Origin of the sequence: Providencia sp. wls1943, from assembly GCF_009706275.1 — a bacterium.
Taxonomy (GTDB): Bacteria; Pseudomonadota; Gammaproteobacteria; order Enterobacterales; family Enterobacteriaceae; genus Providencia; species Providencia zhijiangensis.
On record NZ_WLTU01000023.1, the window covers coordinates 26,660 to 50,858 of the forward strand.

At 43.2% G+C, this 24,199-nt stretch carries 24 protein-coding genes; 4 read left to right on the forward strand and 20 right to left on the reverse strand.

The features are described from left to right. Positions 1-12: 12 nt before the first annotated feature. The 9 genes from pncC to gpt all read right to left on the reverse strand — a co-directional run bounded on the left by pncC (position 13) and on the right by gpt (position 9,489). Positions 13-528 (reverse strand): nicotinamide-nucleotide amidase, encoded by a 516-nt coding sequence (gene pncC, locus GKR48_RS11615; RefSeq protein WP_195848246.1) that lies wholly within the window; start codon positions 526-528, stop codon positions 13-15. Positions 529-542: 14 nt separating this feature from the next. Then, positions 543-1,745 (reverse strand): lysophospholipid transporter LplT, encoded by a 1,203-nt coding sequence (gene lplT / locus GKR48_RS11620; RefSeq protein WP_154628202.1) that lies wholly within the window; start codon positions 1,743-1,745, stop codon positions 543-545. 1 nt (position 1,746) lies between these two features. Then, positions 1,747-3,894, reverse strand: coding sequence for a bifunctional acyl-ACP--phospholipid O-acyltransferase/long-chain-fatty-acid--ACP ligase (gene aas / locus GKR48_RS11625; RefSeq protein WP_154628203.1), 2,148 nt, complete (start codon positions 3,892-3,894; stop codon positions 1,747-1,749). Positions 3,895-4,020: 126 nt separating this feature from the next. Then, positions 4,021-4,518, reverse strand: coding sequence for a shikimate kinase AroL (gene aroL, locus GKR48_RS11630; RefSeq protein ID WP_154628204.1), 498 nt, complete (start codon positions 4,516-4,518; stop codon positions 4,021-4,023). A gap of 133 nt (positions 4,519-4,651) precedes the next feature. Next, positions 4,652-5,905 (reverse strand): glutamate-5-semialdehyde dehydrogenase, encoded by a 1,254-nt coding sequence (gene proA / locus GKR48_RS11635; RefSeq protein ID WP_154628205.1) that lies wholly within the window; start codon positions 5,903-5,905, stop codon positions 4,652-4,654. 2 nt (positions 5,906-5,907) lie between these two features. After that, positions 5,908-7,011, reverse strand: a complete 1,104-nt coding sequence (gene proB, locus GKR48_RS11640; protein ID WP_154628206.1) for a glutamate 5-kinase — start codon at positions 7,009-7,011, stop codon at positions 5,908-5,910. A 115-nt stretch (positions 7,012-7,126) separates the two neighbouring features. Further along, the gene (crl, locus tag GKR48_RS11645; protein WP_154604573.1) at positions 7,127-7,528 is read right to left on the reverse strand and encodes a sigma factor-binding protein Crl; all 402 of its coding nucleotides are present in this window, start codon (positions 7,526-7,528) and stop codon (positions 7,127-7,129) included. Between the two features lie 71 nt (positions 7,529-7,599). Next, positions 7,600-8,850: an esterase FrsA gene (gene frsA, locus GKR48_RS11650; protein ID WP_154628207.1), complete on the reverse strand. Its 1,251-nt coding sequence runs from the start codon at positions 8,848-8,850 to the stop codon at positions 7,600-7,602. Positions 8,851-9,024: 174 nt separating this feature from the next. Next, entirely contained in the window at positions 9,025-9,489 is a 465-nt protein-coding gene (gpt, locus tag GKR48_RS11655; RefSeq protein ID WP_108479429.1) for a xanthine phosphoribosyltransferase, read from the reverse strand. Between the two features lie 319 nt (positions 9,490-9,808). Between gpt and pepD the strand changes: the two genes are divergently transcribed. Next, the gene (pepD, locus tag GKR48_RS11660; protein ID WP_272522484.1) at positions 9,809-11,269 is read left to right on the forward strand and encodes a beta-Ala-His dipeptidase; all 1,461 of its coding nucleotides are present in this window, start codon (positions 9,809-9,811) and stop codon (positions 11,267-11,269) included. 79 nt (positions 11,270-11,348) lie between these two features. On the opposite strand, the gene dinB is transcribed toward pepD, so the two are convergent. Continuing rightward, the gene (dinB, locus tag GKR48_RS11665) at positions 11,349-12,404 is read right to left on the reverse strand and encodes a DNA polymerase IV (RefSeq protein ID WP_154628208.1); all 1,056 of its coding nucleotides are present in this window, start codon (positions 12,402-12,404) and stop codon (positions 11,349-11,351) included. 233 nt (positions 12,405-12,637) lie between these two features. Between dinB and GKR48_RS11670 the strand changes: the two genes are divergently transcribed. Next, on the forward strand, positions 12,638-13,534 hold the full coding sequence (locus GKR48_RS11670) for a glycerophosphodiester phosphodiesterase family protein (RefSeq protein ID WP_154628209.1): 897 nt from the start codon (positions 12,638-12,640) through the stop codon (positions 13,532-13,534). Between the two features lie 224 nt (positions 13,535-13,758). After that, complete coding sequence (locus GKR48_RS18170; protein WP_154628210.1) at positions 13,759-14,124, forward strand: hypothetical protein; 366 nt, start codon at positions 13,759-13,761, stop codon at positions 14,122-14,124. A gap of 83 nt (positions 14,125-14,207) precedes the next feature. On the opposite strand, the gene nqrM is transcribed toward GKR48_RS18170, so the two are convergent. The 8 genes from nqrM to GKR48_RS11715 all read right to left on the reverse strand — a co-directional run bounded on the left by nqrM (position 14,208) and on the right by GKR48_RS11715 (position 21,552). Next, entirely contained in the window at positions 14,208-14,435 is a 228-nt protein-coding gene (gene nqrM / locus GKR48_RS11680) for a (Na+)-NQR maturation NqrM (protein ID WP_154604568.1), read from the reverse strand. A gap of 15 nt (positions 14,436-14,450) precedes the next feature. Beyond that, entirely contained in the window at positions 14,451-15,482 is a 1,032-nt protein-coding gene (locus tag GKR48_RS11685) for an FAD:protein FMN transferase (protein WP_154628211.1), read from the reverse strand. 231 nt (positions 15,483-15,713) lie between these two features. Further along, positions 15,714-16,940 carry an NADH:ubiquinone reductase (Na(+)-transporting) subunit F gene (gene nqrF / locus GKR48_RS11690; RefSeq protein ID WP_154628212.1) on the reverse strand — a complete coding sequence of 409 codons (1,227 nt, stop codon included), beginning with the start codon at positions 16,938-16,940 and terminating at the stop codon, positions 15,714-15,716. A gap of 15 nt (positions 16,941-16,955) precedes the next feature. Next, positions 16,956-17,552, reverse strand: coding sequence for an NADH:ubiquinone reductase (Na(+)-transporting) subunit E (nqrE, locus tag GKR48_RS11695; RefSeq protein WP_006657396.1), 597 nt, complete (start codon positions 17,550-17,552; stop codon positions 16,956-16,958). 4 nt (positions 17,553-17,556) lie between these two features. Next, on the reverse strand, positions 17,557-18,186 hold the full coding sequence (locus tag GKR48_RS11700) for an NADH:ubiquinone reductase (Na(+)-transporting) subunit D (protein WP_154604565.1): 630 nt from the start codon (positions 18,184-18,186) through the stop codon (positions 17,557-17,559). Beyond that, positions 18,179-18,973 carry a Na(+)-translocating NADH-quinone reductase subunit C gene (locus GKR48_RS11705; RefSeq protein WP_336431156.1) on the reverse strand — a complete coding sequence of 265 codons (795 nt, stop codon included), beginning with the start codon at positions 18,971-18,973 and terminating at the stop codon, positions 18,179-18,181. Before GKR48_RS11705 ends, GKR48_RS11700 begins: the two co-directional genes overlap by 8 nt. Further along, positions 18,966-20,204: an NADH:ubiquinone reductase (Na(+)-transporting) subunit B gene (locus tag GKR48_RS11710; protein WP_036954189.1), complete on the reverse strand. Its 1,239-nt coding sequence runs from the start codon at positions 20,202-20,204 to the stop codon at positions 18,966-18,968. Before GKR48_RS11710 ends, GKR48_RS11705 begins: the two co-directional genes overlap by 8 nt. 4 nt (positions 20,205-20,208) lie before the next feature. Beyond that, on the reverse strand, positions 20,209-21,552 hold the full coding sequence (locus GKR48_RS11715; RefSeq protein ID WP_154628214.1) for a Na(+)-translocating NADH-quinone reductase subunit A: 1,344 nt from the start codon (positions 21,550-21,552) through the stop codon (positions 20,209-20,211). A gap of 415 nt (positions 21,553-21,967) precedes the next feature. Between GKR48_RS11715 and GKR48_RS11720 the strand changes: the two genes are divergently transcribed. Then, entirely contained in the window at positions 21,968-22,708 is a 741-nt protein-coding gene (locus GKR48_RS11720; RefSeq protein WP_154628215.1) for a L,D-transpeptidase family protein, read from the forward strand. On the opposite strand, the gene GKR48_RS11725 is transcribed toward GKR48_RS11720, so the two are convergent. Further along, positions 22,679-23,446 carry a class II glutamine amidotransferase gene (locus tag GKR48_RS11725; protein WP_154604561.1) on the reverse strand — a complete coding sequence of 256 codons (768 nt, stop codon included), beginning with the start codon at positions 23,444-23,446 and terminating at the stop codon, positions 22,679-22,681. The two genes, GKR48_RS11720 and GKR48_RS11725, sit on opposite strands and share 30 nt — an antisense overlap. Positions 23,447-23,472: 26 nt before the next feature. After that, a complete protein-coding gene (gene lpcA, locus GKR48_RS11730; RefSeq protein ID WP_036954182.1) occupies positions 23,473-24,051 on the reverse strand; it encodes a D-sedoheptulose 7-phosphate isomerase in 579 nt (192 codons plus the stop codon). Positions 24,052-24,199 lie beyond the last annotated feature (148 nt).

A 24,199-nucleotide genomic window follows, 5' to 3' on the forward strand; every position in this document is an offset into this window, starting at 1 on the left:
AATCATACAGTATCAAGGAAATTTTTCAGATATTAACTGTAAAAGCGTTTCCAGCGAATAACCTGTTGATTGCAAACGAACTTGATACCTATCACCTTCGAATATCTGATGACGAGTCACAACATCCACAGTACCATTGGCCTGCTTTAATGCAAAACCAAACCAAACTGTCCCGACAGGTTTATCTTCGCTACCGCCGCCCGGTCCAGCAATGCCACTGACTGACATCGCAAAGTCTGCCTGAGCTTCATTTAATGCACCAAGCGCCATTTCCTGAACAACTTGCTGACTCACTGCGCCAAAACGCGCTAATGAGTCATTCGTTACCCCAATCATTTGATGCTTGGCTTCATTACTGTAAGTTACAAACCCACGGTTAAAATAAGCTGAGCTGCCTGCTATATCCGTCAACACTTTGGCAATCCATCCACCAGTACAGGATTCCGCTGCCGTCACTGTTTTATCAAGTTGCAGTAAACGCTGTCCTAACTGAATACTAAATATTTCGAGTTGCTTCTCATCTATCATTCGGTTATTCACCATTATGCTGTTTTCTTACGAGCGCGATCCCAAATCCATAGCCCTGCAATCGCAATTGCGAATACCACGCCAAAACCGACACCTACGCTCACGACCGAGAACCCGACCTTTATCGCCAGAGAATATAACCCTAGCATTAATAGCATGGCACTGTTTTCACCGAGATTTTGTACTGCGATGGCATTACCTGCTCCGACCGTTTCTTTACCTTTCTCTTGAAGCAAAGCATTCAGTGGAACCACAAATAACCCACCAAAAATCCCTAATACCATCAAAATAAAATATGAAGGAATAATATTAGTTTGCAGTGAAAGGAAAACCACCATAACCCCAATCACAATCCCTGCTGGAATACAGCGATAAACCGTTTTTAAGGTGATAAATTTCGCCGCCAACCCAGCCCCGACAACAATACCCACCGCCACCATCGCATTCAAAATGGTTGGGGTTGTATTATCTTGCAATCCTAAAGCTACTGGCACCCATGCCACCAGCAAGAAACGCAATGTTACCCCTGCCCCCCAAAACATGCTGGTGCCCACAAGGGAAAAACGACTTTCTTGATTTGCCCATAAAATACGACAGGCGGAGAAGAAATCCCCCACCAACTGTTTGAAATTCCATCCTGTTCCTGGTCTTGCGGCCGCTAAGTGGGGAATAAAAAAGTTAACAATGACCGCGAGCGCATACAGTAAAGAACAAGTTCCCAATGCCAATAGTAGGTTAATGTCAGAGAGCATACCGCCAACCACAGAACCCACTAAAATCGCTGCGATCGTAGAGGCTTCCATTAGTCCGTTAGCTTTGACTAAATTATCGCCGCCTGTAAGTTCACCCAAAATACCGTATTTTGCTGGAGAATATGCGGCGGCACCGACACCGACTAACCCGTAACAGAGGAATGGATTAACCCCTAAGCAGATCCCCAATGCCCCAATAAATTTAAATATGTTGGAAAACAGCATCACGCGGCCTTTAGAAAATCTATCCGCAATTTGCCCCACAAATGGTGCCAGCACAATATAGGTGAAGACAAACACCATTTGTAGAATTGGATGGCTCCATTCTGGGTAAAACTCCGCTTTTAGCTGCGCTAATATCGCGAATAATAACGCGTTATCTGCAAATGCAGAAAGAAACTGAGACGCCAGAACGGCTTTCATTCCGGTGCTCATCAGTGGCGTATTTGGTGTGCTTTCCTGCATATTATTCCCCTGTTAACGCCATCTGTTTTAATGTCACAAAATCCGTTTTTCCGCTACCTAATACTGGTAAGGCTTTAACCCAACGAATATCCCGAGGAACCGCTAATTCGGTTAAACCTTTACCTTTCGCTGCGGCAGATAATGCACCTCGGTCAAGATCCTTATCCGTGGTAAATAACACCAACGCTTCCCCTTTGCTACTGTCGGGTTTGGTCACAACACCATGGTCGCAGCTTGGAGAGATCTCAGCCACCATTTGTTCAATACTTTCAAGAGAAACCATTTCGCCAGCGAGTTTAGCAAAGCGCTTCACTCGTCCTTTAATGGTACAGAAGTTTTTATTGTCTAACTCAACAATATCCCCAGTGTCATACCAGCCTAGTTCTATCTCGCCCTGAGCATTTTCCGCTTTTGGCTCCTCTAACACGCCCGGCGCTTCTACACGTAAATAACCCTTCATTATATTTGGGCCTTTCAGTTGAAGTTTTCCACCGTGTTCAATACCCGGTAATGGAATAATACGGGCTTCCATACTGGGTAAAATCTGCCCTACAGAGCCTTCTTTCGCCGCCATAGGAACATTAATAGAGACTATTGGCGCACACTCCGTCACGCCATAACCTTCAAGAATACGGATACCAAATTTTTCGTACCAAATTTTCTTGGTTTTATCTGACAGTTTTTCTGCGCCAGCCACAACATAACGAACTCTTGCAAAATCATACGGATGGGCAAAACGTGCATAATTGCCTAAGAATGTTGAGGTTCCAAACAGAACGGTACAATTTCGGTCATATACCAATTCAGGAATAATTCGGTAATGTAACGGACTTGGATATAGGAAGACGCGGCTCCCAGAAAACAGCGGGATAAACAACCCAACGGTTAATCCAAATGCGTGGAATAACGGCAGTGATGACATAAAACGGTCACGCGGCGTAAAATCGGCAATGGTTTTGATCTGTTCAACGTTAGCCATTAAGCTACGATGACTATGTACTACGCCTTTTGGCGTCCCTTCAGAACCAGAGGTAAATAATACAATGGCTTCGTCATCCACGTTACGGGGAACAATAGCGTTACGTGGTGAAAATAAGTGCTTAACAATCCACCACTTATCTTGAAAAGTGACAGTATCTTTTAAATCTTCGAGGTAAATCCACGTGGCTTCGGGCACTTGCTCAGGAATATGAGTCAGTTTCCCTTTTTCCAAAAATTGTCTTGAAGTAAAGACCACTTTCGCCGTTGACGCTTTCAAAGCATTACTGATCCCGTGGCTTCCCGCCGTGTAGTTCAGCATTGCAGGCACACGACCACGCATTAAGCAGCCAAAAATCGCCGCGGCGGTCACTGTCGCATTGGGTAGTAATAGCCCGACACGTTCATTTTCATGAGTATAGCGTTCGATAATTCGCCCAACACCAAGAGATTTTTTCAGTAATCCTTGATAGTTATCTTCTTTAAAAGCGATATCTTCAATGCAGCGAGAACGACGTCCGTAACGCTCAATACTATCAATAAAGGCTTCGACTAACGTCATTTGCGGGCGGCTTGCCATACGTGCCGCTTTCATGATTTGGTAAAGGTGTTCACCCGCTAATGCTCGGCGCTCAACTGCACGAGGCGCATCCGGCATAGGAATGGCTTCAGCAGGCAGGATGTGTAACTTGATTTTCGGGAACCACTTTAACGGGATAACCCCTTTTAAGCGCCCAAAGTAACTTCGCTCCGCACCATCAATACGAATAGGGACAATTTTTGCCCCTGATTTGGCAGCGACAAAAGCCGCACCTTCATAGATCTTCATTAAAGAGCCATGAACAGAAATGCGGCCTTCTGGGAAAATAACGATTGGGAGACCTTTGTCCACTTCACGAACTAAGTGTCTGAGGCCCAACGGGTTCTTTGGATCTAATGCAACAACATCGGCATAAGGCTTAAGACGCTTGATCATCTTAGGCGTTGCCACTGTGCTGTACATAGCAAATACAGGTTTTACTGGTAAGAATAGCGCAATCAACACACCATCAAGAAAAGAGACATGGTTTGGCGTAATGATACATTTGTCTTGATTGAACTCATTTGGATTGCCAATGACTTCGACACGAAACAAAAACTTCAGTACTTTTTTTATTATCTTTGCCAACATAATGATTCCCTTTCTTATGGTGATAATTTTATCTATTGATTAACAATTAGATACTACAATAATTATCTCGTGACCAATGCGCCTCATTAAGGGGTTTATTCCTAAAGGCATTGGTATACCAAATATTTATCTCAAATTTGCGATCTGGTTAATGATAGCATCAATGGATTGATTGGCATCAATAACGTGGTGCGCAGTCGATAAATAGATAGGATCACGCTGCTTCATCACCTCTTCAATTTCTTCAAGCAGTGATTTTCCCGTTAAGCTCGGTCGCTGTTCTGCTTGAGGCTCTGCCGCCAGCCGCTGTGCGAGGATTTCAGGCGTGGAACGTAAATAAATGACCGTTCCATTATCCCGCATAACCTGCTGATTTTCAGAGGCTAAAATAATACCGCCCCCTGTTGAAACAATGGCTTTTTGTGGTTCGATTGAAGCAAGAATTTGGCTTTCTAACTGACGAAAATAGTCCCAACCTTGTTGCTGGACAATGTCAGCAATACTCATTCCCGCGTGTTCTAAAATAAGTTTGTCGGTATCAATAAACTGGTAACCCGTGTTTTCTGCGAGCTTCTTACCAATCGTTGTTTTTCCTGAGCCTCTAGGCCCAATAATGTAGAACATCGATATTCATCCCATCATCATGATTACTATGATAAATTTGCCATACACATGCTTCTAGCAGGTTAGCCAAAATGGCGAATAGTCTAAAAAAATAAAGCCACACGCAGTGTGGCTCAATATTATTATGGTTAAATTATGGGCGACTTAAAAAGTCACCGTAACCAATCCATTTATAGGTTGTCAGAGCATCTAACCCCATCGGCCCACGGGAATGGAGTTTTTGGGTACTCACTGCCACTTCAGCACCGAGTCCAAACTGCCCACCATCGGTAAAACGGGTGCTGGCATTAACGTATACCGCAGCCGAGTCCACACGCTGCACAAAGTAATCCGCTTGGCGAATAGACTCCGTTAAGATGGCGTCAGAGTGTGCAGTACCATAATGACGAATATGTTCGATAGCGGCATCAATCCCTGAAACAATCTCAACGTTCAAGTCCAAAGATAGCCATTCATCAACTAAGTTTTCCGCTTGAACAGGAACCACTTTAGCAGCGCCATCTTTCAAGAATGTCATTGCTTTCTCGCTGGCATGTAATGTCACTTGCTGCTGAGCCATTTTTTCACTTAAACGCGGTAAGAAACTCGCGGCAATGTCTTCATGAACCAACAGTGTTTCCAATGAATTACATGCACTTGGACGCTGAACTTTAGCATTAGTAATGACACTCAGTGCCTTATCAAAATCCACAGAGTCATCTACAAAAGTATGGCAAACACCAATTCCGCCAGTGATCACCGGGATTGTAGATTGCTCGCGACATAATTTATGTAAACCCGCACCGCCGCGAGGGATCAGCATATCCACATAGCGATCCAATTTTAATAATTGAGCCACTAATTCACGATCAGGATTATTGATTGCCTGTACCGCATTGGCTGGCAGCCCACTATTTTTCAGCGCTTGCTGAATAACCTCTACCACAGCAAGATTGGTATTATGCGTCTCTTTTCCGCCACGCAGAATGACCGCATTTCCCGTTTTTAAACATAAAGAAGCGACATCCACAGTCACATTAGGGCGGGCTTCATAGATCACGCCAATAACCCCTAACGGAACACGACGACGTTGTAAATTTAACCCGCTATCTAACTCGCTACCATCAAGGACTTGCCCTACCGGATCAGCTAACTGGCACACTTTTCTGACGTCATCCGCGATGCTTTTTAAGCGCGCTTGGGTCAGTAATAAACGATCTTGTAATGCTTCGCTCATACCACTTTGCTGAGCTTGAGCCATATCCAGCTGATTAGCCGCTAAAATACTGGCACTCTTTTGCTCTAAGAGGTCAGCAATTTGCTCAAGCGCACTATTTTTTTGTTTGGTATTGAATTGAGCCAACTGCCATGACGCTTCGCGCGCCGCTTTACCCATTTGTTCTAACATAATTAACTCACTATCATATCGTCGCGATGAACGGCAACTGAGCCATGTTCATAGCCAAGGATTTTACCAATATCTTGGGAATGATGACCGGCAATCATTCTGAGCGCATCACTATTATAGTGGCTTACGCCATGTGCCAAATCTTTGCCTGCCATATTGCGAATACGGATCACTGCGCCACGGGAGAAATCGCCTTCTATTTTCTTAATGCCTTTTGGCAATAATGAGCTGCCTTTTTCGGTGATCGCCAACTGCGCGCCATCATCAATATAAACATCCCCCGCCGCTGGAGCGCCAAAAATCCAGCGCTTACGATTTTCCATTGGGTTTTTCTGCCCATAAAAACGGGTTCCCACAGGGATATTTTCAATCACTGAATTGATGACATCCGGTTTATTGCCCGCGGCAATAAACACGTCAATCCCAGCACGGCCAGCAACATCAGCCGCCTGTAATTTTGTTGCCATTCCACCGGTGCCTAAGCCCGTTACGCTATCCCCTGCCATATGGCGTAAATCATCATTAATGCCGTGAACTTCAGGGATTAGTTTTGCGTTCGGATTACTGCGTGGATCCGCGTCGTAAAGGCCTTCAATATCGGTTAATAACAGTAGTTTATCTGCATCACCAAGAATGGCAGCAAGTGCGGATAAGTTATCATTATCCCCCACTTTAATTTCGGCTGTCGCCACTGCATCGTTTTCGTTGATCACCGGAATAATACCGTTATCTAACAGCGCTTGCAGTGTGTCTCGCGCATTTAAAAAACGTTCGCGATCTTCAAGATCTGCACGCGTTAATAGCATTTGCCCAATGTGAATACCATAGATGGAAAAAAGCCTTTCCCATAATTGGATCAAACGACTTTGACCGACCGCCGCCAGCAACTGTTTAGATGCAATGGTGGCCGGCAGTTCGGGGTAATTGAGATGTTCACGCCCTGCGGCAATTGCGCCAGACGTGACAATAATAATTCGGTGACCTTTTTCATATTGCTGCGCACACTGTCGAACCAACTCAACGATATGAGCTTGATTTAAACGACGTGAGCCCCCTGTTAAGACACTTGTGCCAAGTTTGACCACGAGTGTTTGGCTATTTTTCATCTTTTTTCTGCCATTAGGATTAATAAATACAAAGTGGGTATCAGTTTTATCAGGAGATGCGCGTTATGCCAACAGGCATAACGCAAAATTAAACAAAAGTTGGTTTAAAACAATTTTATGCGCTTAATTCCAGCTTTAATTCTGTCATTAAGGGGGATGGGAACAAGCTTAATTCTAGAGCGGATAATTGCTGGGAAAGGCGTTGATGGAAGGCATGCAGGTTCTTTTCAACGGCATCCGTTGTTGCGGCATCTTTCAAGGTTTTTGCTTGCCAATTTCCCTGATTATTGTAGATCCCTAATTTATAAGCAAATTCGAACCCTTCATCCGTGGAGGCTAATTCTAACCACCATCCCCAAAACTCTCGTTTTTCAGGCGCAATATTTGCATTAACACAGACAACCAAGCTATCAAAAAAGTAGCAGTTTTTGATAGATTGTTGCTCACGTAAATAAGGCCCTATCGCAGCAAATTTCTTTAAAAATTTTCCATTTGTGTAATCAGTCGGTAACGCCATATTAAGGATCTCCTTCTTGGGAAGATCCCTTTTTAACAAATGTTAAAAAATAAGCAAGCTATTCAATACAATTATAATATTTTACTTTCTAACCATTTGGTTGTATCTGACATGGATCGCTCGAAAGCCTCTAAAATAGGGCTACTTGGTAACGTCAATAAATGACTATCCATAGATGAACGCGCTATTAAATCTGAATCCGCTTTCGGACTGTAGGGATCATTTTTAAAACATACTGACATCATCGGTACTTGGTTACGGCGTCCCAACAGGCCTTGATTACGCAGTGAATAACAGCTGAGCTCATGGCGTAATGATTGACCATCAACTTGATAAATTCCTAAGCGGCTAGCAAAAACATCCAGCACCATACGGGGGATATCTTTTTGATATTTTTCTTCATGTAATAGGCTATGGACGATAGGGCCAATCACCGCAACGGCTTTGATTTTATCTGGGCACATATACGCTAAGCGAACGGCGATATTCGCGCCAAAACGGATCCCGGTGATTACAAATCGTGTGTGGTCAATCCATGGGATGGTGTCGAGCTGACGAACAATTTGTTCATGCAATGTACTGGTTTCTTGCGAAAGGCAGTACTTGCCAGAATAACCGATGGATGGCATATCCAGCGTTAGCATCGCAATACCGCGAGGCTCTAAATATTCTCGAAAGTAGCGGCTGTAATCTGTCTGTAGACTATCCAGCATGCCACAGACCATTACCGTAGGATAAGGACCTTGAACATTCGATGGTATGTGCAAAAAGCCACAGACTTCTTTACCACCATCAACTTTGAATGGAATTTTTTTCAATTGGTACTGTGAGAATTTTGCCGCACTATCATAAGCTTTACAGGCTAACACAATCGCTTGATCCGCCAGCTCATCCCCTTTAATAAACGGGTATGCCGCAATGCTGTATAAGTTAGCGGCACGCAACCACGCATCGCACGCTTCCTGACCTTTTTCAAATTCTAAGGCTTTTTGCTGCCAGTGCATGGCTTGATGGGACCATTCAAAGCACCAATTACCACGGCGATTACCAATAACCGTATCAAGCCATTCTTCACGGCTACGTTTAGCATCTGAAATAGCAATGCGGCTTAAAACTTCTTCAATCTCAATCGCATCAATACCACGCCAAATCCACATTAAACGGTTGAGAGTACGATACCAATGATTATGCGAAGAGCCACTTAATACACTGTGGTTCTCTAATTGGGACAAAGTATGAGAGGAATAAGAAACCAACGTTGATGTTTCAACTTGTCTAACGCGAGGTTTAAAAAGTTTTTCGGATAAATTTTGCTGAGTCATGTGGGTTCCCTACTTTTACCTATTAAATCTGTCACATAAACAAAAAGGGAGTGCATTTCGCACTCCCCTCTATCATATCGTGTTTAGCTCAAATCACTTAGGTAATAATGTGTTGTTTTTATCAAACAAACGCGACCTATCACGGCTAAACAGATTTAAATTATTTCGTTCGGACTACTTATCTTGTTCGCACAGAGGATCGATAAACACAACGCCCATATCCCAAGGCTGTTCAATCCAGGTGTTTTGTGGGATATCAACCACATAATCATCCACTAATGGGCGACCTGCTGGTTTTGCAAAGATAGTCACAAAATGTGCTTTTGGATACATATCGCGGATAGCTTTCGCTGTGCCACCAGTATCCACTAAATCGTCAATCACGATAAAGCCTTCACCATCGCCTTCAGCGCGTTTGATTACATTCAATTCGCGTTGGTTGTCATGGTCATAGCTAGAGATACAAACGGTGTCAACATGACGAATACCCAGCTCACGCGCTAACAGTGCGCCTGGGACTAAACCACCACGGCTAACTGCGATGATACCAGTCCATTGTTTTGCTGGTAATAAACGTTGTGCGAGTTTACGGGCATGTATTTGCAACATATCCCACGTTACGACATATTTTTCGCTCATAAAATTCGGGTCCCGAAGGTGAGTAAAACAGAAATGTGTCTTGCGGAAAAAAGGTTGCGCGAGATTATAGTGATTTGGCGCAGGAAAAACCAGTGAAACCATCCCACTAAATGAATTATTCTTATTATCGCTCTCCATTATTCGATAGAAAGTGTTATGCTGAATCAATACATAAAACCGCTTAAAACCTGAGTCATTACACTTAAGTGCAATCTTAAATTAAGCGACCAACGCCGTCAGTTAATTGTTTTGGATGTAAGACAATCCCCAGCTTGAAATATGACGGAAAGATTACGATCAAAGTGCCAAGGAGAAGAACGTGTCACAATTATCAACGCTAAAACCACAACCATTGTGGGATATTTTCGCTAAAATCTGCTCCATCCCTCACCCATCAAAACACGAAGAAGCTTTAGCCGCCCACATCATGGAATGGTCTAAAGGGAAAGGTTTTCACGTTGAGCGCGACCAAGTTGGTAATATCTTAATCCGTAAACCAGCGACTACAGGCTACGAAAACCGCAAGCCTGTTGTACTGCAAGCTCACTTAGACATGGTGCCGCAAAAAAATAACGACACAGAGCACGATTTCACTAAAGATCCTATCCGCCCTTATATTAATGGTGAGTGGGTTACTGCCGAAGGCACAACATTAGGTGCAGATAACGGCATCGGTATGGCTTCTGCATTAGCGGTATTAGCGGATGACAGCGTTGAGCACGGCCCACTGGAAGTATTACTGACCATGACCGAAGAAACCGGTATGGACGGCGCTTTCGGTCTACAACCAAACTGGTTACAAGCGGATATTCTGATCAACACTGACTCAGAAGAAGAAGGCGAAATTTACATGGGTTGCGCAGGTGGCGTTGATTTCACTGCGACATTTGATTTAACCCGTGAAGCATTACCACAAGGTTATAAAACCTTCCGTATGACCTTAAAAGGCCTTAAAGGCGGTCACTCTGGTGGTGACATTCACTTAGGTTTAGGTAACGCAAACAAACTGTTAGCGCGTTTCGTTGCGGGTCACGCTGAAGATTTAAGCTTAAAACTGCTGGAATTCACTGGTGGTACTCTACGCAACGCGATTCCACGCGAAGGCCAAGTAACCATCGCAGTGCCAGCTGATAAAGTCGCTGAGTTAACCGCATTAAGAACTCGCTACGAAGGCATTCTGAAAAATGAATTAGCCGCTGTAGAACCTAACTTAGTTTTACTGCTAGATGAAACAACGAGTGACTTAAAAGCACTGACTGATGATTGCCAACAACGTTTAGTTTTCTTCCTGAACTCTGCACCAAGCGGTGTTATCCGTATGAGTGATGTAGTGAAAGGGGTTGTTGAAACTTCGCTGAACGAAGGCGTTGTGAAAATGACTGAAGACAAAGCCGAAGTGATCTTCTTAATCCGTTCGTTAATCGACTCTGGTAAAAACTACGTCGTTAATATGCTGACGTCTCTGACAAAACTGGCAAAAGCTCAGCACCAAGCTGAAGGTGGATACCCAGGTTGGCAGCCAGATGCAGACTCACCAGTCATGCATATTGTTAGCGACACTTACCAAAAACTGTTTGGTAAAATTCCAAATATCATGGTTATCCATGCAGGTCTTGAGTGTGGTCTGTTCAAAAAGCCTTATCCATTAATGGATATGGTCTCCATTGGACCAACCATCCGTGGTGCACACTCACCAGATGAGCGCGTTCACATTGAGAGCGTGGGTCAATACTGGACACTGTTAACTGCTATCTTAAAAGCTATCCCAGTGAAAAACTAAGTCGGCTTTTAGCTGTCAATATCAGGGTTATAAGCGACAGTTTATGGCCCTATTTTTTAGCCTATACCCTATTTTTAGCCTATAAAAGTAATGAAAGCTGCCTTTCAATTTGCGGATTTTGCAATGTCACATGCAAGCCAACTAACCTGACACCTCGCCCTGCCCGCCGATTTTCCCAAGCCTGCTGTGCCAACCGAATAAGATCCTGCTTATCTATAATGGGATAAACATGCTCTTGCGTCGTTTGCTGAAAATCCTCAAATTTTAATTTCACACCTTGGCGAGCAATACGCAGATCTGGCTTCACTTTCTCTAAGCGAAAATGTAGCTCATCGTATAAAGTATCGAGTAAAGGTAAACACTCCTCCCACTGATGAATATCTTTGGCGAGAGTGCGTTCTACCCCAACGGATTTACGTAAGCGTTCAGTATTTACTGCTCGTTCATCAATGCCATGACAGCGCTCCCACAGAGCCTGTCCAAATTTACCCATGCTTTTTACCAACGACAGCATGTCATAGCGCTGAACATCCGCGCAGCTCAATAACCCCATGTCCGCAAGTTTTTGCGCTGTCACTTTTCCAACGCCGGGGATCTTTTTTAATGGCAGCGTGGCAATAAACGCCGGTAATTCCTGTGGCGTGATCACAAATTGCCCATTGGGCTTATTCATATCAGAGGCGATTTTGGCGAGGAATTTAATCGGGGCAATTCCCGCAGAAGCAGTGAGCTGAAGCTCATCAAAAATTTGTTGGCGAATAGCCTCAGCGATGAGCGTGGCAGAGCCGTGAAGCTGTTGGCAATCAGTCACATCCAAATAGGCCTCATCTAAAGATAATGGCTCAATAAGATCGGTATAGCGGGCAAATATTTGCCGAATATGATGGGAAACTTCTTTATAGACCGCCATACGACCGGGGACGACTTTCAGGTGAGGGCATAGTTTCAATGCCAACGCCGTCGACATTGCACTATGAACGCCATAGCGTCTCGCTTCATAATTTGCGGTACTCAATACGCCACGCCGGTCTACACTCCCCCCGACAGCAAGAGGAACATTGCGTAATTTTGGGTCGTCGCGCATCTCTATCGCAGCAAAAAAGCAATCCATATCAATATGAATAATTTTACGCATGATAGCTGCCCCAACCAATGATTACTGAATAAATATACAGTTGTTTTGTTAGCCATGCAACTTATTCATCTGATTGAAATGTATTCCTGAAATACTGTAAATGACCGAAAAAGTAAAAAGTTACTCCTAATTTATAAGCTTATTGCTTACAAAGTTGATGGAACATATTACAACAACCACTCGGTCAATCTCATGTTAGTTCATTGAATTCTCTATTATTATGGATTATACAAATGCAAATTATATCAACGTCAGTGTTCAAAAAATCCACCGCGATAGGTTTACTGCTTTTGGTTAGCCAATCCGCTTTTGCATTAACGCCGCAAATTGTGGCACACCGCGCAGGTACCGCAGATGCCCCTGAAAATACGCTTTATGCGATCGAGCAAGCCAAAAGCAATAAAGCTGATGCAATTTGGTTAACTGTTCAGCTCAGTAAAGATAATCAACTCGTTCTGTATCGCCCGAGTGATTTAGACGCATTAACCGATAAAAGCGGCGTTATTTCTGATTATTCCGCCAAACAATTAAGCCAGATAAATGCGGCGTATAAATTTAATCAGAAAAATAACCAACAACTACCCGCTGCACAAACCACTATCGTCACACTGGAAGATGTTTTAAAAAAATACCCCGATACGATTTTTTATATCGACTTAAAATCCCCAGATGCAGATCCTAATACGCAAGCTCAAGCTATTTTGGCGTTGTTGAATAAAACTAACGCATTTAACCAAGTCCGTTTTTATTCCACTAACGATGCATTTTTAAAAGCTCTGAAGCCTCTTTCTACTCAGTTACAATTATTTGAAAGCCGTGATGAGACTCGCACCATGCTGGCAAATAGTGTCATGGACCACAAATGTTCTATTGAGAATGACAAATCTACCACGCGCTGGTACGGCTTTGAATTACATCGCAAAGTTGAAGTCGTTGAGAAATATACCCTTGGGGAAGCTCGCTCCCCTGCCACCTTATCGTGGGATAAAGAAGCCATCGACTGTTTTAGAAAAAATGGTAACGCCTATATCATCGTGTTTGGTGTCAATAATCAAGATGACTACCAATTTGCTAAAGACATTGGCGTGGATGCAGTGATGGTCGACTCACCAAAAGCCTTCAAAAAATAACATTAAAACTATTAAGCTACTTTTATTCAATAGCCTTTCATTTAATTTAAGTAGCTTATCTTCATTATAAACATCCCTCATATTTCATTTCTTTTCATTAATGCATGATATTTAATATTAATTACATTTCAATAAGATACTGCCAAACTCATTTTTGTAAAAATTCAAACCCTCAATATCTAGATATGATTTCATATCAAATAAAAACATGAGTAAGAGGTAATATGTCTATTTCAAAAGGCACGATATCAATTGAAAACAAATGGAATGAAACTATCAAGAAAGTCGAAATAATTTATAAAAGTAATGAGAGTGAATATGACAATGCTTTTGTCACATACAATTTATCTAATAATAAAACTCTCCATGATATATTTAATATCTCGTATTCCTCGACAGGGAAAAGTGAATGGATTGGAAACATAACGACGAGTGACGGTATAAAATGGAGTAGTGGCAATTTCCTAACGTGTAATGCAAATAAAGCTGAATATAGTCATATTATGATCAGCTTCGATGGGAATAAAAAAGAAATGCACGTTTCTTATCCTAGATTTAATTCATGTTCAAAAAAAATGAACCCAATTTAATTTCAATTAAAAATAAAAAACCTTAGCCATCAATCAATGACTAAGGTTTGTATTTATCGTTGCCTAGGCTTACTACTCAGTAATTACAAAATGCGATTTTTCTCTAGCATTTTTTGGCGCGCTTCTTCGCGTGCCATACGTTTTTTACGCGCATCGCAAGGTTCAGGGCAATCACAAACTTTCTCTACCCCAATGCTACTTAAACCGCCGCAACTGCCTTGGATACTTTTACGTTTAATAATATACCCAAGGGACATACCTAAAAACGCCAACAAAAATAAGGCAAAGGCTGCAAGAAAAACATTCAACATTCTGCTTTCCTCCTTTTACTGTTTTTTCTGTAAAAATGGCTCGAATGCTTTAGTGTAACGCTCTTCGAAACCTTTATCTGTCTTAACAATCATAAAAACAGGAATATTCATTTTTTCAGCAAGAGCGAGACCCGCTTCTGGCCCCATCACATTGAAGCCTGTAGATAACCCATCCGCACTCATGCAATCGTCGGCTAATACCGTAATTGAGACTAAATTGTGGGAAATTGGCTTACCTGTTTTCGGGTCAATTGTGTGTGAGAAATGCACACCATTTTGTTCAAAATAGTTACGATAATCCCCTGAAGTGGCAATGGATAAATCGCCCGGCTCGATTATTTCCTGTGCCGTTTGACTCACGCCATCCGTTGCAGGTTTTTCAATCGCAATACGCCATGGTGTATCTTTGCCATTTTTACCTTTTGTACGGACTTCACCACCAATATCAACCATATAATCATTGATACCGATGGACTCTAAATATTCAGCCACCACATCAACACCATAACCTTTAGCGATTGAAGATAAATCAACATATAGCTCAGGAATGGTTTTGATTAAATTGTTGTCTTGTACAGAGAGCTTATCGATACCCACCCATGCGCGACGTTTTTCAAGCTCCTCATCTGTCGGTGCTTTTGTCACTCGACCCTCTGGACCAAACCCCCACAGATTAACCAGTGGACCAACGGTGACATCCAGACCGCCATCCGTTAATTTATTAATCTCAATGGCTTTACTGACCACTTTTGCCGTCGCAGCAGAAACAGGGAATGGCACATTAACTTCATTGGATTGATTGAAACGACTTAATTCAGAACCTGGGCGATAGGTAGACATCTGGTCGTTCACTTCTTCCAAACGCTTGTCGATTTCGGCTTGGATAGCTTCCGATGAAGGCTCTGAAGAGTCTGTCACGAACTTAACAGAATAATAGGTTCCCATGGTTTGTCCCTGAAGATTCTTTTGTTCAGGTCCACCACATGCGGCAAGAAGGAGAGTGGCTGCGAATAGCAGCACAGGAGCAAATACTTTTCTGTTTAGCATAAATTTTCTCAGCGTTAATTGTAAGCGCCCACTAGAGAAAGAGTAGGTGCTGAGACGTCTAACAAACTCAACATTCACAAATCTAGAGAATACTCACGTTTAAAAATTGAATTGCCTATTTGGCAATTTACAGTTTACAACCAAAAAGAGGAAAAAAACCCATTTTTTCCTCTTTTTAATCAACAAGCGCCCAGTTTCCTGAGCGCTTAATAGATAGTTTACAGCAACTAATCAACCACCAAAATCATCCAGTAAGATGTTTTCGTCCTCAACACCGAGGTCTTTTAACATCTTAATGACCGCGGCGTTCATGACAGGAGGCCCACACATATAGAACTCACAATCTTCTGGCGCTGGGTGATTTTTGAGGTAGTTTTCATACAGGACATTATGAATAAATCCTGTGTAACCGTCCCAATTATCTTCTGGCAAAGCGTCAGAAAGTGCAACATTCCATGTAAAGTTGTCATGCTCTGCAGCTAGCTGATCAAAATCTTCAGTATAGAACATTTCACGTTTCGAACGTGCACCATACCAGAAGCTGATCTTACGCTTAGAATCTAAACGACGTAATTGGTCGAAAATGTGGGAACGCATCGGCGCCATACCCGCACCACCACCGATAAAGATCATTTCCGCATCAGTTTCTTTCGCGAAGAACTCACCAAATGGACCAGAAATTGTCACTTTATCACCTGGCTTCAGTGACCAAATATACGATGACATAATTCCTGGCGGCACATCTGGATTACGCGGCGGTGGCGTTGCAATACGCACGTTCAGCATAATAATACCGTGCTCTTCTGGATAGTTTGCCATTGAATAAGCGCGTACAGTTTCTTCTTTAACATCAGAAACATAGCGGAACAAGTTGAATTTATCCCAATCTTCACGGTATTCCTCAGGCACATCAAAATCTGAGTACTTCACCACATGAGGAGGACATTCAATCTGAATAAAACCCCCCGCACGGAATGGAACCACTTCTCCCTCAGGAATTTTTAACTTCAGCTCTTTAATGAACGTCGCTTTGTTATCATTGGAGATAACTTCGCATTCCCATTTTTTCACGCCGAAAATTTCTTCAGGTAATTCAATCTTAAGATCTTGTTTTACGTTAACCTGACACGCCAGACGGCAACCTTCTTTCGCTTCACGCTTATTGATGTGAGAAAGCTCAGTTGGCAGGATGTCACCACCGCCTTCTTTGATTTTCACACGGCACTGACCACATGAACCACCGCCACCACAGGCAGAAGAAACAAAGATACCTTGGTTTGCTAACATACCTAACAGCTTATCGCCTGCTGGAGCATCAAAGCTCTTATCAGGATCGCCGTTGACTTCAACTTTAATGTTCCCTGTATTGACCAACTTGGACTTTGCAAACAGGATCAGACCTGTCAGCGCCAAGACAATCAGGGTAAACATAACTACGCCTAGAATAATAATATCCATGAATTCTTCTCGCCTTTATAGCTGCACACCGGAGAAGGACATAAAGCCCAATGCCATCAAACCGGTCGTAACAAAGGTGATGCCTAACCCTTTTAGACCCGCTGGAATGTCTGAATACTTCATCTTTTCACGGATCGCGGCCATTAAGACAATCGCTAACATCCAACCAATACCTGAACCAAAGCCATAAACAATGGATTCAGTGAAGTTGTAGTCACGCTGAGCCATGAAAGATACACCACCAAAGATTGCGCAGTTTACGGTGATCAACGGTAAGAAGATCCCCAGTGCGTTATACAGTGATGGGAAGTAACGATCTAAAATCATTTCCAGAATTTGAACCAGTGCCGCGATGACACCGATAAAGGTAATGAAGTTCAGGAATGAGAGATCCACGCCTTCAACCAGCGCGCCGTCACGTAACACTAAGTTGTACACTAAGTTGTTCGCAGGAACGGAGATCCCAAGCACCACGGTTACCGCAATACCCAGTCCAAAAGCAGTTTTTACGTTCTTCGATACCGCAAGGAATGTACACATCCCTAAGAAGAAAGCTAACGCCATGTTTTCGATGAAAATGGCTTTTACAAACAAGCTAATATAATGTTCCATTCTCTTAATCCTTCTCTATCTGAGCTGGTTTCAGAGTACGTAGACCCCAAATCAGCATACCGATGATAAAGAATGCACTTGGTGCTAACAGGAATAAGCCGTTTGGCATGTACCAACCACCATTTTGCAGTGATTCAAATACTGTAATACCAAACAGTTTACCGGAACCAAATAGCTCACGCAGGAAGCCAACCAGTACCAGAATTACACCATAACCAAGACCGTTACCGATACCATCCATAAAACTTTCGATTGGTGGTGCTTTCATCGCATACGCTTCAGCACGTCCCATCACGATACAGTTGGTGATAATTAAACCAACGAATACGGAAAGTTGTTTCGAAATTTCATAGGCATAGGCGCGTAAGATTTGGTCAACCACAATTACCAATGATGCAATAATTGCCATTTGAACAATAATACGAACACTACTTGGAATGTAATTTCTAATTAATGAGATAAAAAAGTTAGAGAACGCGGTAACTAGCGTTACGGCGATGGTCATAACCAATGCAGTTTCAAGTTTAGTGGTCACCGCCAATGCGGAGCACACACCCAGAACCTGCAATGCAATCGGGTTATTATCTAACAATGGTCCAAGTAGGACGCGTTTTACTTCTTTAGAATCAGCCATTATTCAGCGCTCCTTCACGAACTTTTTTCAGGAACGGACCAAAACCGTTATCGCCTAACCAGAAATCAAACATATGTTGAATACCGTTTGAAGTCAGGGTTGCACCTGAAAGACCATCGATACCAAATGGGTTATCGGTGGCACCACCACGCACGATCTTGATTGCAGGAATACCCTGCTCATTGAACAGTTTTTTACCCGGCCATTGCGCTTTCCATTGTGGGTTGTCAACTTCCCCGCCCAGACCCGGCGTTTCACCATGCGCATAGTAGGTAATACCACGAGAGGTTACACCATCGATATCCACCGCAATGAAGGCGTACATCACTGACCATAAGCCTGAACCATAAACTGGCAGAATCACTTGGGTCACTTTCCCTTGCTCATCTTTAACCAGATAAATTTCAGCGCTATTGGCGCGACGGCGAATTTTCGCAATGTCCTCTTCTGGGGATAACGCAATGCTGGTCTCTTCGCTACGCAGCTCGCTGTTTAAGTCAAAACGACTTACGCTGTTAGATAACTCATTGGTTTTGAAATTCAGGAGCTTAGGCTCGATACGCTTGCCATACACTTTTTGAATTTCTTCGGCGCTCATTTTCGGCTGCAGCAGACCTGCAACACTTAAAATATTACGCTGAGTATCTAACATAATTTGTTCTTGTTGCTGGGGTTTAAGACCAACCGCAGCACCGGCAACAACGACGGAACAGACTAAGCAGAGAATGAAAACAACGATAAACGTTCTGCCGACGCCATCTTTATTTACTGGTTTATCATTAGCCACGGGCTTTTCTCCGTTTAATATTTGCTTGAACGACCATATAGTCAAACAGAGGAGCAAACAGGTTGGCGAACAGGATTGCGAGCATCATCCCTTCTGGATATGCAGGGTTCACAACCCGAACAAGTACGCACATTACGCCGATCAAAATCCCGTAAGCCCATTTACCTTTATCGGTAAAGGAAGCGGAAACAGGGTCTGTCGCCATAAAGATCATACCGAAGGCAAAGCCGCCTAAAACCATGTGCCACCACCATGGCATAGCAAACAGTGGGTTGGTGTCTGAACCGATAAAGTTGAACAGGTAAGACATGGCAATCATACCCAGCATCACACCCGCCACGATGCGCCAAGAGGCGATACGGAAGAAGATAATAAATGCGCCGCCGATGAAGATCATCAGGGTAGAAACTTCACCAATCGAACCTGGCATATTCCCTAAGAAAGCTTGCATCCAAGTGATTGGCTCGCCAGTTACTGTGTTCACCAGTGAACTCACACCACCCGTCGCCCATTGGGACAGAGGCGTTGCACCCGAGAATCCATCAGCAGCAGTCCAAACTAAGTCACCCGAGATTTGCGCTGGATAAGCAAAGAAAAGGAAAGCACGACCCGCGAGTGCAGGGTTAAGGAAGTTACGACCTGTACCACCGAAAATCTCTTTTGCGACAACCACACCGAAGGTGATACCGAGCGCCGCTTGCCATAATGGAATGGTAGGCGGAACAATCAGCGCAAATAAGATAGAGGAGATAAAGAAGCCTTCGTTGATTTCATGACCACGGATCATGGCAAACAACACTTCCCAGAAACCGCCGACCAAGAATACCACTAAGTAAATTGGCAGGAAGTAAATCGCACCTAGCAGCATTTTGCTGCCCCAGCCAGCATCAGGAGCTAAAGATGCGCCCAATAACTGAGCCAGAGAATAGTGCCAGTCACTCGCTAAAACTTGTTGCAGCTCAGCGCCACTGTATAAATGATGTAGCGCAGGAATAGCTTGGTTACCAACGTTATACATACCCCAGAACATCGCAGGGAAAACCGCAAGCCAGACTAAAATCATCATGCGCTTGAGGTCGATAGTATCGCGGACGTGTGAGCGACCTTTTGTTACAGTGCCCGGTGTATAGAAGACTGTCGCAACAGCTTCATACAATGGATAGAATTTTGCTAATTTTCCACCGGGTTCAAATTGGTGCTCATATTTTTCAAATAAATTTTTCAGACCCATGGAATTACCCTTCTAGCTCAATCTTGGTCAGGACATCACGCAGTACTGGACCATATTCATACTTAGCTGGACACACATAGGTGCACAGTCCCAAGTCTTCTTCATCGAGTTCCAGACAACCCAGTTCCTGAGAAGTATCGGTGTCCCCTGCGAGCAGATCACGCAGTAAGTGGGTGATCATAATATCGAGAGGCATGACACGCTCATAGTTACCAATTGGTACCATTGAACGCTCACCGCCATTCATCGTCGTGGTAAAATCGAAGCGTTTATTCTTCAAGAAATGCCCAATGGTGGTACGCGTGATAGTGAACTTATTCACGCCTGGCATAATCCATCCAAACAGCTCTTTTTCACGACCTTCTGCTAATACAGAAACTTGGTTATGGAAACGACCAAGATAATGATGAGCATCATCACAAGTCACGCCCCACAGCACAGAACCAGAAATAATACGGTTCTCACCTGCTTTGAGCTGACCTTTGGTTAATTCATAGATATCCGCGCCAAGGCGAGTACGCAGCAAGCGAGGTTTCTCAACTTGCGGACCTGCGACAGAGACAACGCGATCAGTATAAAGATGGCCAGTGGTAAATAATTTACCAATGGCAATCACATCTTGATAATTGAGGCTCCACACTTTTTTGCGAATGCTAACAGGCTCAAGGAAATGAATATGAGTCCCTGCTAAGCCCGCTGGATGTGGTCCTGCAAATTGTGTGTATGTGATTTGTGTATTAGCCGCTTGTTTTGGAAGCTCGCTCGCACCATGACAAACATGCACCTTGCCTTCAGTCAGTCGGCTCAGAACGATGAGGCCGTCAGTAAAGGCTTGCGTATTTTCGCCAATAATAATCGAAGGATCAGCAGCAAGAGGATTGGTGTCAATTGCAGTCACAAAAATCGCTGCGGGGGATGAACCAGGCTCTGGAGAACGACTAAATGGACGCGTTCTTAAAGCAGTCCATAAACCGGATCTTAAAAGATTTTGTTCAACCTGCTCTTTCGTCAGTGATGGGAGTTGGTCGGTAGAATAAGACTCGAAAGTCTCTTGTTCATCACCATCGATTTCGATAACAACGGACTGAAGTACACGACGCTCACCGCGATGAATAGCAATAATTTTACCGCAGGCTGGGCTAGTAAATACCACGCCAGGATTCTTTTTATCTTCAAAAAGAACCTGCCCTTTTTTTACACGCTCACCTTCTTTAACCAGCATCGAAGGACGCATTCCGACATATTCTTCACCTAGCACCGCTACGTGTTGAATTTTCGGGCCGTCTTCTATCACTTGGGCTGGCTCACCTGCTATTGGAAGGTTAAGGCCTTTTTTAATTTTAATCATAAGATCTGCACAAGTTTATCAGTTAAACCCTAAGCTAACGATTCAGCAATGAATGATAGCGACTCAATAATAAAAATAACTCAAGTTGCTTTCGCCACTCGAGTAAGTAAATCTAACAATATTGCTACACTTTCTCTTCTTCTGCCGGGGTCAATTTTATCAGTTCCCTCGACCTCTGTCCGGTTATAGAAGTGACCTAGTTCAAGCAAATTGCAATAAAATTTAAAATTTTGTTGCAACAATTCGTAAATACCTACATGTTAGCTCATATTTATCGAACATCGATTAATTTGTAGTCAATAATGATTCATTAGAAAATTATTAACTTGATATATTAAATTTTGTTCCATTCGTCTAAAATATGTTGAATTTGGTCCATTTTTAATCAGCTTATTTTTCAACATTTGGCTTAATTATGCATATAAGTAAAACCGTCGGTGTTTATTTACTCTTCACATTTGCAGCGTCTGCATTTGCTCAACAAGAAGAAAACACATTATTTCACCTTAATAGTAAGCCAACTGCTCAGCCTGATTCATCGATATTTATTCAAATATTTAAGCAAGAGGGTGTGCTTGAGCTCTACCAAAAAACAGCCGTAGGAAAGTATAAATTAGTCAAAACCTACTCTATCTGTAAGTTTTCTGGTGGACTAGGCCCTAAAAAGATAGAAGGTGACTTAAAAAGCCCTGAGGGGTTTTATCAGATCACGCGCTCGCAACTCAATCCAAATAGTCGATATTATCGATCTATCAATCTTGGATTTCCTAATGAATTTGATAAGACTCAGGGGTATTCAGGTAACTATCTGATGATTCACGGTAGCTGTGTGTCTGTCGGGTGTTATGCAATGACAGATAAATCCATGGGTGAAATTTATCAAACCGTGGAACAAGCACTTCAAAATGGTCAACTAGCCGTTGATGTAAGTATTTATCCATTTCGCATGACTAAAATGAATATGCTGCGTTATCGCAACTCAACGCATTATGCTTTTTGGAAACAGCTTCAACCTGCTTATGATTATTTTGAGCGAACCGGCAAACCTGCTGAAATATCAGTAACATTAGGTAAATATCATGTTAACAGCATGCCAGAAACGCCCACTAAGTTATTGGGATCTAAATCACAGTATGCGTTGACCTCGGTGGAATAGCACAAATTCACCGGGTTCTATTTTTTGCCACGTCTCGTTGCCTGTTAAGGGCGCCGTGGCAATGACAGAAACAATATCACTTGGCGTTGTGCACTGCTGAAAGTCAATCTCGATATCCTGATCCAGCAGTTTCGCTTTACCAAACGGCGCTCTACGCGTGATCCAATGCAGCTTTGTTGAACTAAATGCCATCAAATATTGCCCATCGGATAACAGCATATTAAATACCCCTTTTTCACGCAGTTGCTGCGCGAGTGTGCCAATAAAACGGAAAACGGCTTTCCAGTTTGTTGGCTTTCTTGGGTATTTTTGATTCAGTTGATGCAAAATCCAGCAAAACGCCCATTCGCTATCAGTTTCACCGATTGGTCTATAGTGCCCCGTCTTTAATGAACGAAACCCTTTCAATTGCCCATTATGCGCATAAGTCCAGTTCCGTCCCCATAGTTCCCGTGTAAACGGATGGGTATTCACCAGTGAAACATCCCCCCGGTTCGCCTGACGAATGTGCGCCACAATGCTTTCCGATTTAATAGGATATTCCTGCACAAAACGCGCCACAGGGGAGACAAAACTGGGTTGAGGATCTTTAAATGTGCGGCAGCCTAGACCTTCGTAGAACGTGATCCCCCATCCATCTTTATGTGGGCCAGTCTGCCCACCTCGGGAAATCAGCCCGCTCAGGCTAAACGTAATATCCGTTGGTACATTGGCGCTCATGCCAAGCAACTCGCACATTTAAAGTCTCCTGCTACTAAAAATGGTTACTTAACCATCTCTTTTTCAATTAATTGGATCAGAATATGAATCACTTTGATGTGGATCTCTTGGATACGATCTGCGTAACCAAAATGTGGAACGCGAATTTCAATATCAGCGCTCCCCGCCATTTTCCCGCCATCTTTCCCTGTCAGGGTGATCACTTTCATACCTTTCGCACGTGCGGCTTCAATCGCTTTAATAATATTGCCAGAGTTACCTGAGGTCGAAATACCAAGCAGCACATCGCCTTTTTGTCCTACCGCTTCCACAAAGCGAGAGAAAACAAATTCATAACCAAAGTCATTACTCACGCAAGAGATGTGGCTAACATCGGAGATAGCAATCGCTGGGTAGCCAGGACGGTTTTCACGATAGCGTCCGGTTAACTCTTCCGCAAAGTGCATTGCATCACAGTGAGAGCCGCCATTACCGCAAGAGAGCACTTTACCACCCGCTTTAAAAGAGTCCGCCAGCAATACTGCCGCCTTCTCAATCGCTTGCAGATTTGCATCATCACTTAAAAATTTTGATAGCGTATCTGCCGCTTCAGTCAGCTCACCACGGATCAAGTCTTGGTACATGAGTTTCCCCTTAATTTTTACGAATGCTTGATGGAGATAATTACGTCTTTATAGGTAATTTATCTTTGATTTCTCGATTGTTGCACAGGGTACATTTTGTTTCTACTTTTGATTGTACCGTATGGGGTATGGTTGGCGAAATCTCCAA

Excerpts from the sequence above, each read along its gene's own strand:
- aroL (WP_154628204.1), bottom strand. The coding sequence starts at position 4,518 with ATGTTCTACATTATTGGGCCTAGAGGCTCAGGAAAAACAACGATTGGT.
- dinB (WP_154628208.1), bottom strand. The coding sequence starts at position 12,404 with ATGCGTAAAATTATTCATATTGATATGGATTGCTTTTTTGCTGCGATA.
- frsA (WP_154628207.1), bottom strand. The coding sequence starts at position 8,850 with ATGACTCAGCAAAATTTATCCGAAAAACTTTTTAAACCTCGCGTTAGA.
- lplT (WP_154628202.1), bottom strand. The coding sequence starts at position 1,745 with ATGCAGGAAAGCACACCAAATACGCCACTGATGAGCACCGGAATGAAA.
- nqrM (WP_154604568.1), bottom strand. The coding sequence starts at position 14,435 with ATGTTGAATGTTTTTCTTGCAGCCTTTGCCTTATTTTTGTTGGCGTTT.
- gpt (WP_108479429.1), bottom strand. The coding sequence starts at position 9,489 with ATGAGCGAAAAATATGTCGTAACGTGGGATATGTTGCAAATACATGCC.
- GKR48_RS11715 (WP_154628214.1), bottom strand. The coding sequence starts at position 21,552 with ATGATTAAAATTAAAAAAGGCCTTAACCTTCCAATAGCAGGTGAGCCA.
- proB (WP_154628206.1), bottom strand. The coding sequence starts at position 7,011 with ATGAAAAATAGCCAAACACTCGTGGTCAAACTTGGCACAAGTGTCTTA.
- GKR48_RS11670 (WP_154628209.1), top strand. The coding sequence starts at position 12,638 with ATGCAAATTATATCAACGTCAGTGTTCAAAAAATCCACCGCGATAGGT.
- nqrE (WP_006657396.1), bottom strand. The coding sequence starts at position 17,552 with ATGGAACATTATATTAGCTTGTTTGTAAAAGCCATTTTCATCGAAAAC.
- proA (WP_154628205.1), bottom strand. The coding sequence starts at position 5,905 with ATGTTAGAACAAATGGGTAAAGCGGCGCGCGAAGCGTCATGGCAGTTG.
- pncC (WP_195848246.1), bottom strand. The coding sequence starts at position 528 with ATGATAGATGAGAAGCAACTCGAAATATTTAGTATTCAGTTAGGACAG.
- GKR48_RS11700 (WP_154604565.1), bottom strand. The coding sequence starts at position 18,186 with ATGGCTGATTCTAAAGAAGTAAAACGCGTCCTACTTGGACCATTGTTA.
- GKR48_RS11725 (WP_154604561.1), bottom strand. The coding sequence starts at position 23,446 with ATGTGCGAGTTGCTTGGCATGAGCGCCAATGTACCAACGGATATTACG.
- lpcA (WP_036954182.1), bottom strand. The coding sequence starts at position 24,051 with ATGTACCAAGACTTGATCCGTGGTGAGCTGACTGAAGCGGCAGATACG.
- aas (WP_154628203.1), bottom strand. The coding sequence starts at position 3,894 with ATGTTGGCAAAGATAATAAAAAAAGTACTGAAGTTTTTGTTTCGTGTC.
- GKR48_RS11685 (WP_154628211.1), bottom strand. The coding sequence starts at position 15,482 with ATGCTAAACAGAAAAGTATTTGCTCCTGTGCTGCTATTCGCAGCCACT.
- GKR48_RS11720 (WP_154628215.1), top strand. The coding sequence starts at position 21,968 with ATGCATATAAGTAAAACCGTCGGTGTTTATTTACTCTTCACATTTGCA.
- GKR48_RS18170 (WP_154628210.1), top strand. The coding sequence starts at position 13,759 with ATGTCTATTTCAAAAGGCACGATATCAATTGAAAACAAATGGAATGAA.
- crl (WP_154604573.1), bottom strand. The coding sequence starts at position 7,528 with ATGGCGTTACCGACTGATTACACAAATGGAAAATTTTTAAAGAAATTT.
- nqrF (WP_154628212.1), bottom strand. The coding sequence starts at position 16,940 with ATGGATATTATTATTCTAGGCGTAGTTATGTTTACCCTGATTGTCTTG.
- GKR48_RS11710 (WP_036954189.1), bottom strand. The coding sequence starts at position 20,204 with ATGGGTCTGAAAAATTTATTTGAAAAATATGAGCACCAATTTGAACCC.